The sequence below is a fragment of the Stappia taiwanensis genome (assembly GCF_014635285.1).
Lineage (GTDB): Bacteria > Pseudomonadota > Alphaproteobacteria > Rhizobiales > Stappiaceae > Stappia > Stappia taiwanensis.
In genome coordinates, this window is sequence record NZ_BMCR01000001.1 from 210,046 (window position 1) to 223,432 (window position 13,387).

Genomic DNA, 13,387 nt, shown 5'->3' on the forward strand with positions numbered 1-13,387 from the left:
TGAAGGGACAAGGGAGGCCGGCCCCTAAAGGGTGCGCCGGCCGAACTTGTTGGTGCGGGGGAAGCCGTTGGGCGGAAGACGGCCCGCCTGGGCCCGGTCGCCGCGCCAGTCGGTCAACTCGTCCAGCTTGCGGGTGAAGCTGCGGCCGGAGCTGTCGATCCAGGTCAGGCCCTCTTCGGCGGCAAACACGGTGATGTCGGAGACGCCGCCATCCCGGTAGCGCTGCAGCCGAACCCCGCGCCCGCGCGTCATCTCGCTGATCTGCGCCAGCGGGAACACCAGGAGCTTGCGATTGCGGCCGATGATGGCGACATGGTCGCCCTCGGCGGCGACGCACAAGGCGGCCTCATGCGGCGCCGAGACATTCAGCACCTGCTTGCCCTTGCGGGTGTTGGCGACAACGTCCTCTTCCTTGACGACAAACCCGCGCGCCTCGGTGGAGCTGACCAGAAGCCGGCGGTCGGGCTTGTGCACGAACACCTCGACCACGTCGCTGCCTTCCTCCATGTCGACCATCAGCCGGATCGGCTCGCCATGGCCGCGCCCGCCGGGCAGCTTGTCCGCGCCGAGGGTGAAGAACTTGCCGCTGGTGCTGAACACCAGAAGCTTGTCGGTGGTCTCCGCGTGAAGATGCAGCTTCAGCCCGTCGCCCTGCTTGAAGGAGAGGGTGGTGAGGTCGCTCTGGTGGCCCTTCAGTGCGCGGATCCAGCCCTTTTCGGACACGACGACGGTGATCGGCTCCTTCTCGATCATCGCCTGATGGATGTCGGACAAATCGCGGTCGACCGCATCGGCGAAATCGGTGCGGCGCTTGCCGAGCTCGCTGTCGGCGGGATAGGCCTTCGCCAGATCGGCGATCTGCTTGCCGATCCGGGTCCATTGCCGGGCCTCCGAGCCGAGCAGGGAGAGCAGGCCCTCCCGCTCCTTGGTGAGCTTGTCGTGTTCCTTGCGGATTTCCAGCTCTTCCAGCTTGCGCAAGGAGCGCAGGCGCATGTTGAGGATCGCGTCCGCCTGCACCTCGGAGAGATCGAAGGCGGCCATCAGCGAGGTCTTGGCATTGTCCTCCTCGCGGATGATGCGGATCACCTCATCGAGATTGAGATAGGCGATGAGGTAACCGCCGAGCACTTCAAGCCGGTGCTCGATCTGCGCCAGCCGGTGGCTGGAGCGGCGAACCAGCACTTCCTTGCGATGATCGAGCCATTCCCGCAGCACCTGCTTCACGCCCATCACCTTGGGCACCACGCCGCCCGACAGGACGTTCATGTTGAGCGAGAAGCGGTTTTCCAGATCGGTCAGCTTGAACAGTGATTCCATCAGCAAGGTGGCGTCGACATTCTTGCTGCGGGGCACCAGAACAATGCGCACATCCTCGGCGGATTCATCGCGAATATCGTCGAGCAGCGGCAGCTTGCGCGCCTGCAACAGCTCGGCGATCTTCTCGATCAGCCGGGATTTCTGCACCTGATAGGGAATTTCCGTGACCACCACCTGCCAGGTGCCGCGCCCCAGATCCTCGGTGTCCCAGCGGGCGCGAACGCGGAAACTGCCGCGCCCGGTCTCGTAGGCTTCGAGCAAGGCGGCGTCGTTGCGCACCAGAAGGCCGCCGGTCGGGAAATCCGGGCCGAGGATGAACTGCAACAGGTCGCGGGTGTCCGCGTCCGGGTTCTTGATCAGGTGCTGCGCGGCGGCGCAGATCTCGCCGATGTTATGCGGCGGGATCGAGGTCGCCATGCCCACGGCAATGCCGGCCGCGCCATTGGCCAGAAGGTTGGGGAACTCGCCCGGCAGCACCACCGGTTCCTTGTCGAGCCCATCGTAGGTTTCGCGGAAGTCGACCGCGTCCTCGTCGAGACCGTCAAGGGTGCGCGCGGCGATATCGGTCAGCCGCGCCTCGGTGTAACGCATGGCGGCGGCGCTATCGCCGTCGATGTTGCCGAAGTTGCCCTGGCCATCGACCATTGGATAGCGCACGGCGAAATCCTGGGCGAGACGCACGAGGGCATCGTAGATCGCCTGGTCGCCATGGGGATGGTATTTACCCATCACGTCACCGACGACGCGGGCGCATTTCTTGAAGCCGGCGCCCGGGTCGAGCTTCAACAGGCGCATGGCGTAAAGCAGGCGGCGATGCACCGGCTTCAGGCCGTCGCGCACGTCCGGAAGCGCCCGGTGCATGATGGTCGAGAGCGCGTAGGCGAGGTATCGTTCCTCAAGCGCTTCGCGCAGGTTGATCGGCTCCACGCCGCCAGCCGGAATCAGATCTTTTCCCATGCCCCTTGGCTACAGTCATTCGCCGAATCGCGCAATGAAATGCGGCGGAAAATCCCGGAAATGCGCGCTTTTGCGGGTGTCTGAAGCGGGGGAGCTCGCGTCAGGGACGATTGGGCGAAACTATGACGCGGCAAGCGCGCGCTTCACCGCATCGACAAAGCCTTCCCGCGCCGGCGAGGCGTCAAGCGAGCGCGGCTCGTAGACGTAGCGATGCAGGAAGTAGCCGGTGAGGGAAAAGGCGTCGACGATATCCGCGCGGTCCGCTCGGCGCAGCTCCGTGTGGTGGTCGCGGCCACGCAGGAAAGCGGGCAGGGCGAGCAGGCGGTCGGCATAGGGCTGCCCGGCCTCGCGGCAGACGGCACGGCCGGATTTCGGCGAGACGTAGATCAGCTCGGCGGTGGTCCCGGTCGCGGCGCATTCGCCCAGATCGAGCCCGAAACCCAGATCGGCCAGAAGCTGCAGTTCGAAATGCACCATCAGCGGCCCGGCAAGCTGCGGGGCGTTGAGATGCTCCAGCAGGGTCTCCAGCCCGTCGAACAGTTGTGGATGCGGGTCGCGCTCGGGCAGAAGGTGCAGCAGTGCGGCAAGGGTCTGGATGCCGTAGACCCCGGTGGGCGAGGTCATCAGGCTGGCGGCGCGCATCACTTGCGGCTCGACGGTGAAGGTGCCGAGCTGATCGTCGATCCTGGCCCGCCAGACCAGCCCCACCTCGTTGCCCGGCTGCAGCGCCGCCTGCATCTTGCGGCTGCGCCCGCCGCGCACGACGCCGAGGTGACGGCCGCGATCGCGGGTCATCACCTCCAGGATAACGCTGGTCTCGCCCAGCTTGCGCGTGGCGAGGATGATGCCTTCACCGGTCCACTGCATGTCGTCCTGCTGTCGCCGCGCGTCTGACCGTCAGTGCCATCACGGGAGCCGGAATAGGGGGACCCGCGTTCCGCCGCGCCGTGTCAGCGGGGGAATTCGAGACCCATTTCCCGGTAGCGCTCCGGATCGTCGGCCCAGTTTTCCCGCACCTTCACGAACAGGAACAGATGCACTTTCTGCTCCAGCGCCTCGGCGATCTCAAGCCGGGCCGCCTGGGAAATCGCCTTGATCGTCTTGCCGCCCTGGCCGAGGACGATCATCTTCTGGCTGTCGCGCTCCACATAGATCGTCTGCTCGATGCGCACCGACCCGTCCTTGCGCTCCTGCCAGCTTTCCGTCTCCACGGTGGAGATATAGGGCAGCTCCTCATGCAGGCGCAGGAACAGCTTTTCCCGGGTGATCTCGGCGGCAAGCATCCGCATCGGCAGATCGGACGCCTGGTCCTCCGGATAAAGCCATGGGCTCTCGGGCACCGCCGCGCCCAGGTGCTCCATCACCTTGTCGAGGCCATGGCCCTTGGCCGCAGACACCATGAAGGTCTCGTCAAAGGCGACCTTCTCATTGGCGGCCTGGGCCAGCTCCAGCAGCTTTTCGCGTGGGGTGATGTCGATCTTGTTGAGGATCAGGATCTTCGGCAGCTTGACGTCGGCCAGCCGGTCGAGAATGGCTTCCACCTGCTCGTCGATCCCCTTCTTGGCATCGATCAGCAGGGCCACCACATCGGCCTCGCGCGCACCGCCCCAGGCGGTGTCGACCATCGCCCGGTCAAGGCGGCGGCGCGGACGGAAGATGCCCGGCGTGTCGATGAAGATGACCTGGGAATTGCCGCGCATGGCAATGCCGCGCACCAGCGTGCGGGTGGTCTGCACCTTGTGGGTGACGATGGAGACCTTGAGCCCGACCAGTGCGTTGAGCAGGGTGGACTTGCCGGCATTGGGGGCGCCGATCAGCGCGACAAAGCCGGCGCGGGTGGCGGCGCTGTCACCAGCGGGGGAACCCTGTGCCGGTGCGCCGGTCTCGGGAGTATCGGTCACGTCTCTTTCGTCTCCGTCCATAGCCCTTCGCGCGTCAGCGCGGCTTCGGCAGCTTTCTGTTCGGCGATCCGTTTCGAGCCGCCCCGGCCAAAGGCCGGATCGTACCCGTCAATATCGACCCGCACGACGAAAATCGGCGCGTGGTCGGGACCGCTGCGTTCTGTTTCACGATAAAGCGGCGCCGGCTTTCCAAGCCCTTGCGCCCATTCCTGGAGCATGGTCTTGGCGTCGCGCAACGGTCCCTTGTAGTTGGTCATGCGCGGACGCCAGTGCCGCTCGATCAGATCTTGCGCCGCTTTCAGGCCGCCGTCCAGATAAACGGCGGCAATCACCGCTTCGCAGACATCGGCAAGGATGGCGGTTTTCTTGCGCCCGCCCGCCTGGGCCTCGCTGCCACCGAAGACGATGGCATCGCCGAGTTTCAGCTCGCGGGCAACGTCGGCGCAGGTCTCGCGGCGCACGAGCTGGTTGAGCCGGCGCGCCAACTCTCCTTCCTCCGCCTGGGGGAAGGCGTGGTGCAGCATGGTGGCAACCGCCAGCCCCAGCACCCGGTCGCCGAGAAACTCAAGCCGTTGATAGCTGGTGTCCGACGCGCCGCCGCGCGCGGTCGCGCTGCCATGGGTGAGGGCGCGCGTCAGCAAGTCGCCCTGTTTGAAGCGATGGCCAATGCGCTGTTCGAGCGCCCGTTCGGCCGCTCGTTTCTGTTCGCCCGTCATGTCCCGCCGTCCAGTCCGTTGTGCAAGGGATGCTCAAAGCATCCGGAAGATCCGGCTGCCGCGCACCGTCCACGGCCATTTCCAGAACATCCAGGCCGAGGCCTGCTCGTCCACGGAGAAGAACAGCATCTCCGCCCGGCCCACGAAATTCTCGAACGGCACGTAGCCGACCGCCGAGAGTACGCGGCTGTCGGTGGAATTGTCGCGGTTGTCGCCCATCATGAAGTAGTGGCCCGGCGGCACCTTGTAGACCCGGGTGTTGTCCCAGGTCCCGCGCGGCGTCAGGTCCAGCGTGTCGTAGCTGACGCCATTGGGCAGGGTCTCGCGATAGCGCGGCACGCGGCGCACGCTGCCGAACGGATCGGTGGAGATGAAATCGTCGATCCGCTCGCGCGGCACCGCGGTGCCGTTGATGTGCAACACGCCCTCGATCATCTGGATTTCATCGCCCGGCAGGCCGATCACCCGCTTGATGTAATCGGTCGAGTTGTCGCGCGGCAGCTTAAACACCGCGATGTCGCCCCGCTTCGGCTCGGAGGCCCAGATGCGACCCTCAATCGGCAGAAGACCGTAGGGCACCGAATACCGGGAGTAGCCGTAGCTGTATTTGGAGACGAACAGATAGTCGCCGATCAGCAGCGTGTCCATCATCGACCCAGAGGGGATGTTGAACGGCTGGAACAGCAGCGTCCGCACGATCAGGGCAAGGATCAGGGCCTGTGCAAGCACCTTGGCGGTATCGTAGAGGCCACCGTCTTTGCTCTTTTTTTCCTCAGACACGCTCATCTCTCTCTTCAGGAGCCTTTGCCGGTCAGGGGCGATGCGTCGAACCGCGCCGGGATCATCTTATGGCATCGCTTGCCGTTAGCTGGTCTTGCGTCTTGGGTGCGAGACCGGGCCACGGCGCGATTGGAAAAAGCTGAGGTTCGCCCATGGGGAACCATGTTCGAACAACCAGCCGCCAAAGGCTTGTACCGGCTCGCATGTCTGGGCGCAACGCAAAGACGCCGCTTCTGCAGCCCTTCTCAATCCGTGGAGGTGAAGGGGCGGGGCAATTCCGGCCAGTCGGCGGGCCAGGCGCTGATGACTACGAAGGCTTGCGCCAGCGGCGGGTCGTCGGTGATGGTCAGGTCGATCCGGGCGCGAAAGCCAGCGGGCAGCAGGCTGTCGAGCCGGGCGGCGGCGGAGCCGGTCAGGTGCAGGGTCGGCTGGCCGGAAGGAAGGTTGATGACCCCCATCTCCCGCCAGTTGATGCCCATGCGGATGCCGGTGCCCAGTGCCTTTGAGCAGGCCTCCTTGGCCGCGAACCGCTTGGCATAGGAGGCCGCGCGCAGCCGCTTGCGGTCGGATCGGGCGCGCTCCTCCTCGGTGAAGACGCGCTGGACGAACCGCTCGCCGAAGCGGTCGAGGGTCTTCTCGATCCGCCTGATGTCGATCAGGTCCGTTCCAATTCCGACGATCATCTGTCAGCGCGCTCCCTTGCGGCTATCATCCATGCGCCGGCGCATTTCGGCAATGGCCGCTTCAAGGCCGGTGAAGATTGCTTCGCCGATCAGGAAATGGCCGATGTTCAGCTCGGCGAACTCGGGGATCGCGGCAATCGGGCCGACGGTGTCGAAGGTCAGGCCGTGACCGGCATGCACCTCAAGGCCGATGGCGGCGCCATGACGGGCGGCCGCGCGAATGCGCTCCAGCTCGCGTGCCGCGCCCTCCGTGTCGCCCTCCAGGGAGAGGTCGCAGTAGCGGCCGGTGTGCAGCTCCACCACCTGCGCGCCAAGCGCGGTGGCGGCGTCGAGCTGGGCGGGGTCGGCCTCGACGAAGAGCGAGACGCGGATGTCCGCTTCCACCAGCCTGGTGACGATCGGCATAAGATGCGTGTGGCCGCCGATGGCATCCAGCCCGCCTTCGGTCGTGCGCTCCTCGCGCTTTTCCGGAACGAGGCAGGCGGCATGCGGCCTTGTGCGCAGGGCGATCTCCAGCATCTCGTCGGTCGCCGCCATCTCGAAGTTGAGCGGCAGGGCGACCTCCGCCCGCAGGCGCTCGATATCTGCATCGAGAATATGCCGCCGATCTTCCCGCAGATGGGCGGTGATCCCGTCGGCCCCGGCAGCCGCCGCCAGCTTTGCCGCACGCACCGGATCGGGCGCGGCTCCGCCACGCGCGTTGCGAACGGTGGCGACGTGATCGATGTTCACGCCGAGACGCAGGCGTTGGGTCGTCATGCGGGGAGCTCCTGTCAAGGCAGTTGGCTGGCGATCGCGACTGGGGGCGTGTCCGGCAGGCCGGGCCGCGACCGGGTGGAACGAAGGGTCAGGCCGCCGACGAATCCACGCCGCCATGCCCGTTGTCCGGGGATGCGCCACGCCGGGCAGAGAGCCGCTGGCGCCTTGCACGCTGATACGCCCGGACGCTGTAGTAGACCAGAAAATAGAATATCGCCGCAACCGCCAGCCCGAGCGGCACGGCGCCGACCAGCATCGGCTTGAGGAGCGGCAGCAGCGTGTCGAGAGAGGATTGCAAGAGGCCACCGCCCATATGCTCACCCATGTGGCCGCCGGCGACCGTGCGCGCTTCCCCGTAGAGCAGCAGCGAGCCGACCTTGTAGGTGGAGGCCCAGATGAAGGGGAAGGTCAGCGGATTGCCGATGGAGGTGCCGAGCGCGGCGGCGAGCATGTTGCCGCCAATCAGAAAGGCTATGGCAAAGCTGAGAAGGAAATGCAGGCCGACGAACGGGGTGATGGAGGCAAAGGCCCCGGCGGCGAAACCAAGCGCAATCGCATTCGGGCTGGCCGTCAGTCGCAGCACCCGTTTGGAGAAATAGCGGGCCGAACGGGCCCAGCTGTGGCGCGGCCAGACCGCGACCCGCAGGCGTTCCAGGTGGTTAGGCTTGTCACGGCGTTTGAACAGCATTTCTTATCGTTTCATGGCGGCATGTGGCGAAACGCGCGCTGCTGCCCCTGGAGGTTCACGTCGGAAGGCTGTGGCCGATACTCCTTTGTGACCCTAGCCGATTTCACGCTGCACATTGGACACGTTGGTTTTTGCTCTTAGCTGGTTGATGATTCGTGTCAGGTGCTTCAAATCCCATACCTCGAGATCGATGATCATTTCGTGAAAATCGGCGGCCCGGTGCACCATCTTCAGATTGTCGATGTTGCCGTCCAGGTCGGCGATCGTCGCGGCAATGGCCGCCAGGGATCCCGGTTCGTTCAGCGCAGAAACGGCAATGCGCGCGGGGAAGCGGTCATGCTGGTCGCCTGACATGTCCCAGCGCACATCGAGCCAGCGCTCGGGCTCCTCCTCGAACGCCTGCAATGCGGGCGACTGTATGGGATAGATGGTGACCCCGACGCCCGGAGTCAAAATGCCGACGATCCGGTCCCCGGGCACTGCACCGCCTTCGGGCGCGAAGGAGATGGGAAGGTTCCCGGTCAGGCCGGTGATCGGCAGGGAATGCGCGCTGCCGGTCCCGCTCTCCGCATCGGGGATGCGGAACTTCATGCCGCTGCCCGGCTCCAGGTCGAACCAGCCATCTTCCGCTTCCGTCGGCGCGGTCCCGAGCCGGTCGTCGCGGAAATCCGGATAGACCGCGTGGATCACGTCATGGGCGCGGATGTCGCCGCGCCCCACCGCCGCCAGCAGATCGGCGAGATTGGAATGGCCGAGCTGAACGAGTACCCCGGCCAGCCGGTCGTCGGTCAGGGTGTGGCCTGCGCGCAGGAACGCCCGCTCAAGGATATGCCGGCCGAGAGAGCCATATTGCTGGCGGGCTGATTCCCGCGTCGCCCGGCGAATGGCCGCCCGCGCCTTGCCGGTGACGGCCAGGGATTCCCACGCCGGGGGCGGGGTCTGCGCCTGGCTGCGGACGATGTCGACCTCGTCGCCGTTCCGAAGCTCCGTCACCAGCGGCATGATCTGGCCATTGATCTTGGCGCCAACACAGGTGTTGCCGATATCCGTGTGCACCGCATAGGCGAAATCGATCGGCGTCGCCCCGCGCGGCAGGGCGATCAACCGCCCCTTGGGGGTGAAGCAGAACACCTGGTCGTGGAACAGCTCCAGCTTGGTGTTCTCCAGGAACTCTTCCGGCGTGTCTCCTTGCGCCAACAGCTCAATGGTCCGGCGCAACCATTCATAGGCGCGGCTTTCATCGTTCAGCTTGGCGATGTTGCGCCCACCCAGCTCGCCGTCCTTGTACAGCGCATGGGCGGCGATGCCGTATTCGGCGACCCGCTCCATGGCGCTGGTGCGAATCTGCAGCTCCACCCGCTGCCGGCTGGGGCCGACCACGGTGGTGTGGATCGAGCGGTAATCGTTCTGCTTCGGGGTCGACAGATAGTCCTTGAAGCGCCCGGGAACGGTCGGCCAGGTGGTGTGCACCACTCCGAGCACCCGGTAGCAGGCCTCCACCGTGCCGACGATGACGCGGAAGCCGTAGATATCCGACAATTGCTCGAAGGCGATCGACTTCGACTGCATCTTGCGGAAGATCGAGTAGGGGCGCTTTTCGCGGCCGCGCACGACGGCGGAAATGCCGCGCTCCTCCAGCCGTTCCGTCAGGTCCGCTTCAATGTCGGTGATCAGGCTTTCGTTGCGCTGCTCCAGCGCCGCCAGCCGCTCGGTGATGGTCTCATAGGCGTCCGGATTGAGGGTTCTGAAGGCGATGTCCTCCAGCTCCTCGCGCATGTCATGCATCCCCATGCGACCGGCGAGCGGCGCATAGATCTCCATGGTTTCCTCGGCAATGCGCCCGCGCTTGTGCTCCGGCATGTGGTGCAGCGTGCGCATGTTGTGCAGTCGATCGGCCAGCTTGACCAAGAGCACCCGCACGTCGTCGGCGATTGCCAGGAGCAGCTTGCGGAAATTCTCGGCCTGTTTCGCGCGTTTCGACACCAGGTCAAGGCGTTTGATCTTGGTCAGGCCATCGACCAGCTTGCCGATCTCCGGCCCGAACAGCCGGTCGATCTCGTCGCGGGTCGCGCTGGTGTCCTCGATGGTGTCATGCAGCAGGGCGACGGCGATGGTGGCGTCGTCCAGGCGCAGATTGGTGAGAATCGCAGCAACTTCAAGCGGGTGGGAGAAGAACGGATCGCCGGAAGCGCGCGTCTGGCTGCCGTGCTTCTGCATGGCATAGACATAGGCCTTGTTCAGCAAGGCCTCATCGGCATTCGGATTGAAACGCTGGACCCGTTCGACAAGTTCATATTGCCGCATCATTGCGGAGACGCCTCACAACGCCAGACCGTCCGGCGGGACCGGACGGCACTGAAATAAAGATGCGGATCCGCCGTGAATCGGCCGTCTGGCCGGCGTTGCCGCCTGGCGTCAGATATCGTCCTTGCGCTCCGGCGGGACAAGTCCCTCAAGCCCGCGCAACAGATCTTCTTCTGACATCCGGTCGAATTCAACAGCACTGTCGTCAACGGTGTTGACTTCGGTGCCGCCTTGCGCACCGGCATTGGGCACCAGCGGCACGGCCTCGGTCTCCGGCTCGTCCACCTCGACGTATTTTTGCAGCGAATGGATCAGATCTTCCTTGAGATCCTCCGGGCTGACGGTTTCCTCGGCGACCTCGCGCAGCGCAACGACAGGGTTCTTGTCGTTGTCGCGATCCACGGTCAAAGGCGACCCGCTGGAAATCATCCGCGCCCGATGGCTCGCCAGCAGAACCAGCTCGAAGCGATTCTCGACTTTGTCGATGCAATCTTCGACGGTCACGCGCGCCATGCATTTTCTCCGTTGCAGAATGGGAAGCAAGGCGCGACACATAGAGGGTTGGCGGCCGGAACGCAAGCCATAGGGTGCAGAACCACAAATGAGGTCGAAATGGTTTGAGGCGGATTGCTTCTGATCAAGGAGCGGAAGCGCAGGAAATGTGGTTCATTTTCAAGACTTTCGCGACGCATGAGCAGGAGCAATCCGGTCAAATCCTTCAGGACATGGAAATGGCTTCGCCCTGCATCGTCAGCGCGTTTGACCGGGCAACAAGCCCGCTCTACACGCCCTTCCTCGCGAGGCTTTGCCATTTCCCATGCCATGTCAGCCTCATTTGTGGGTCTGGACCCTAGCACAAGAATTGCGGGTCGGCCGAGGGTTAAGTATTTTTGGTCTGCGTTGTGTATTGTCATGAAACGGGCGGAAAACCTACCGGAAGGTCTGTTGCCGTTGCCGGTCGAAATGGTGTAGGTGAATTTCATAAACAGGCATGCCGAAAAGGCTGTTTGACAAAAAGGACAGTCCCCGGGCAGGGGCGGTTCCATGGTCACGGGAAAACCGGGCAGTGATCCGGGCAGTCAAGTCGATCCGTATACGGTGAACGCGAACGCATTTCTTTGTCCTCTCGTGAAGGCGAATTCACGCGCAAGGATCGCTCTCGCATTTTATAATGGCAAAATATCCGTAGGGCCGGCGACTTTCTGCATTAATAAAGAAAGGCATTGAACGTGATGTTCGACCCCAGAGAAAAGGTGGCCTTGTTTATCGATGGTGCGAATTTGTACTCCACCGCGAAGACAATCGGCTTCGATATCGATTACAAGCGGCTTCTTCAGGAATTCCAGTCGAAGGGGTATCTTCTGCGGGCGTACTATTATACGGCATTGATTGAAGATCAGGAATATTCCTCAATTCGCCCGTTGATCGATTGGCTCGATTACAACGGTTACAAGGTCGTGACCAAGCCGGTGAAGGAATTCGTCGATTCCAGTGGTCGGCGCAAGGTCAAGGGCAACATGGATATCGAGTTGGCCGTCGATGCCATGGAACTGGTCGATCAGGTCGATCATATCGTTCTGTTCTCCGGCGATGGCGACTTCCGGTCCCTCGTGGAGGCGCTGCAGCGCAAGGGGCGCAAGGTCAGCGTCGTCTCCACCCTGCAGACCCAGCCGCCGATGATCGCCGACGATTTGCGCCGGCAGGCCGATCACTTCATCGATCTGGCCACGCTGGCGAAAAAGGTCGGGCGGGACCCCGCCGAACGCCCCGCTCGTGTCGTCGAGCGCGCGCCGCGTGACGATGAGGATGAGGACTACTGATCTGTCGGACGCAATGACGCATCCTCTCGATCCGGATCGCGACTGTCCGCTCTGCCCGCGGCTGGTCGCGTTCCGCGCGTTGCACCGCGAGCGCTCGCCGGACTGGCACAACAGTCCGGTGCCAACCTGGACCGGGGCTGAGCCTCGGTTGCTGGTGGTCGGGCTGGCCCCGGGCCTGCGCGGTGCCAACCGCACAGGGCGGCCCTTTACAGGCGATTATGCGGGCGATCTGCTCTACGAGACGATGATCGACTTCGGCTTCGCGCAGGGAACTTATGACGCGCGGCCCGATGACGGTCTGGAGCTTGTTGGCGCGGCGATCACCAATGCGGTGCGCTGTGTGCCGCCGGAAAACAAGCCGGTCGGAGCCGAGATTCGCGCCTGCCTGCCGTTCCTGACGGCCACACTGACCCGCACGGAAAGTCTTGTCGCGGTGCTGGCGCTGGGGCGGATTGCCCATGATGCGGTGATGTCCGCCTATGGCGTGCGCAAGGTGAGTTTTCCCTTCGCCCATGCGGCCCGGCATGAGATTCCCGGCCGCCCGGTGCTGTTCGACAGCTACCATTGCTCCCGCTACAACACCAACACGGGCCGGTTGACCCGTGAGATGTTCCGCGATGTCTTCACGCTGATCCGTGCGGAGATCGATGCCGCCTGACCAGGGCGCGTCCTGGGGGAAAATGTCTGGGGCGGGCGGTGTTCGCCTCAGTTCGCGGGATGCCAGCCATCCGGCCCCAGATGTTCCTGCGGCTGGAAGCGTGCCTTGTAATCCATTTTTGGCGAGCCGTTGACCCAATAGCCCAGATAGACATAGGGCAGGGCCAACGCGCGTGCGCGCTCGATATGATCGAGGATGAGATGGGTGCCGAGGCTGCGGCTGGGGGCATTCGGCTCGAAATACGAATAGACCATCGACAAGCCGTCGCTGAGCAGGTCCGTGAGGGCAACGCCGAGCAGCGGCCCTTCGCCGCTTCCGGTGAGGAAGGTGTCCGGTCCGCGCCTGCGATATTCGATCAGCATGGTCTCCACATGGGTGTCCTCGATCATCATCGCGTAGTCGAGAACGGTCATGTCCGACATGCCGCCTTCGGCGTGGCGGGCGTCGAGATAGCGGCGGAACAGATCGTACTGCTGGGCGCTCGGCGCAGGCGTGGAGGCGGTGCCGATCAGGTCCGCATTCCGCCGCCATTGCCGCCGGAAGGAGCGGGTCCAGTGGAAGTCGTCGACCCGGACCCGGACGGAGACGCAGGCCTTGCAGGCCTCGCAGGCCGGGCGGTAGGCGATGTTCTGGCTGCGCCGAAACCCGCCTTGCGTGAGAACGTCGTTGAGGGCCTGGGCCCGGCTGCCGACCAGATGGGTGAACACCTTGCGCTCCTGCTGGCCTTCCAGATACGGGCAGGGGGAGGGGGCTGTCAGGTAGAACTGCGGTGTGTCGGTCGGGTGCCGTGTCACGGCGGTGATC

General features: G+C 64.2%; 13 protein-coding genes. 2 read left to right on the forward strand and 11 right to left on the reverse strand.

Annotation, left to right across the window (positions count from 1 at the left end; all coding sequences use genetic code 11):
• Window positions 1-24 precede the first annotated feature (24 nt).
• The 10 genes from parC to rpoZ all read right to left on the reverse strand — a co-directional run bounded on the left by parC (window position 25) and on the right by rpoZ (window position 10,618).
• Window positions 25-2,274: a DNA topoisomerase IV subunit A gene (gene parC / locus IEV83_RS00870; RefSeq protein ID WP_181758375.1), complete on the reverse strand. Its 2,250-nt coding sequence runs from the start codon at window positions 2,272-2,274 to the stop codon at window positions 25-27.
• A gap of 120 nt (window positions 2,275-2,394) precedes the next feature.
• Window positions 2,395-3,141, reverse strand: coding sequence for a DNA repair protein RecO (gene recO, locus IEV83_RS00875; RefSeq protein ID WP_181758376.1), 747 nt, complete (start codon window positions 3,139-3,141; stop codon window positions 2,395-2,397).
• An 83-nt stretch (window positions 3,142-3,224) separates the two neighbouring features.
• Window positions 3,225-4,175 (reverse strand): GTPase Era, encoded by a 951-nt coding sequence (gene era, locus IEV83_RS00880; protein WP_280513982.1) that lies wholly within the window; start codon window positions 4,173-4,175, stop codon window positions 3,225-3,227.
• A complete protein-coding gene (gene rnc, locus IEV83_RS00885) occupies window positions 4,172-4,891 on the reverse strand; it encodes a ribonuclease III (RefSeq protein WP_181758378.1) in 720 nt (239 codons plus the stop codon). Before rnc ends, era begins: the two co-directional genes overlap by 4 nt.
• Window positions 4,892-4,924: 33 nt before the next feature.
• Window positions 4,925-5,677: a signal peptidase I gene (gene lepB, locus IEV83_RS00890; RefSeq protein ID WP_181758379.1), complete on the reverse strand. Its 753-nt coding sequence runs from the start codon at window positions 5,675-5,677 to the stop codon at window positions 4,925-4,927.
• A gap of 239 nt (window positions 5,678-5,916) precedes the next feature.
• Window positions 5,917-6,354, reverse strand: coding sequence for a holo-ACP synthase (acpS, locus tag IEV83_RS00895; protein WP_181758380.1), 438 nt, complete (start codon window positions 6,352-6,354; stop codon window positions 5,917-5,919).
• A gap of 3 nt (window positions 6,355-6,357) precedes the next feature.
• Entirely contained in the window at window positions 6,358-7,113 is a 756-nt protein-coding gene (locus tag IEV83_RS00900; RefSeq protein ID WP_181758381.1) for a pyridoxine 5'-phosphate synthase, read from the reverse strand.
• Between the two features lie 88 nt (window positions 7,114-7,201).
• Window positions 7,202-7,801 (reverse strand): DUF2062 domain-containing protein, encoded by a 600-nt coding sequence (locus IEV83_RS00905; protein ID WP_181758382.1) that lies wholly within the window; start codon window positions 7,799-7,801, stop codon window positions 7,202-7,204.
• Between the two features lie 93 nt (window positions 7,802-7,894).
• Window positions 7,895-10,108 carry a RelA/SpoT family protein gene (locus IEV83_RS00910; protein ID WP_181758383.1) on the reverse strand — a complete coding sequence of 738 codons (2,214 nt, stop codon included), beginning with the start codon at window positions 10,106-10,108 and terminating at the stop codon, window positions 7,895-7,897.
• Between the two features lie 108 nt (window positions 10,109-10,216).
• Entirely contained in the window at window positions 10,217-10,618 is a 402-nt protein-coding gene (rpoZ, locus tag IEV83_RS00915) for a DNA-directed RNA polymerase subunit omega (RefSeq protein ID WP_181758384.1), read from the reverse strand.
• A gap of 719 nt (window positions 10,619-11,337) precedes the next feature.
• Here rpoZ and IEV83_RS00920 point away from each other — a divergent pair.
• Window positions 11,338-11,925 carry a LabA-like NYN domain-containing protein gene (locus tag IEV83_RS00920; protein ID WP_181758385.1) on the forward strand — a complete coding sequence of 196 codons (588 nt, stop codon included), beginning with the start codon at window positions 11,338-11,340 and terminating at the stop codon, window positions 11,923-11,925.
• Window positions 11,926-11,938: 13 nt separating this feature from the next.
• Window positions 11,939-12,583: a uracil-DNA glycosylase gene (locus IEV83_RS00925; protein ID WP_244628016.1), complete on the forward strand. Its 645-nt coding sequence runs from the start codon at window positions 11,939-11,941 to the stop codon at window positions 12,581-12,583.
• 47 nt (window positions 12,584-12,630) lie between these two features.
• Here the strand turns inward: IEV83_RS00925 and IEV83_RS00930 are convergent, their stop codons facing one another.
• Window positions 12,631-13,377: an arginyltransferase gene (locus IEV83_RS00930; protein WP_181758387.1), complete on the reverse strand. Its 747-nt coding sequence runs from the start codon at window positions 13,375-13,377 to the stop codon at window positions 12,631-12,633.
• Window positions 13,378-13,387 lie beyond the last annotated feature (10 nt).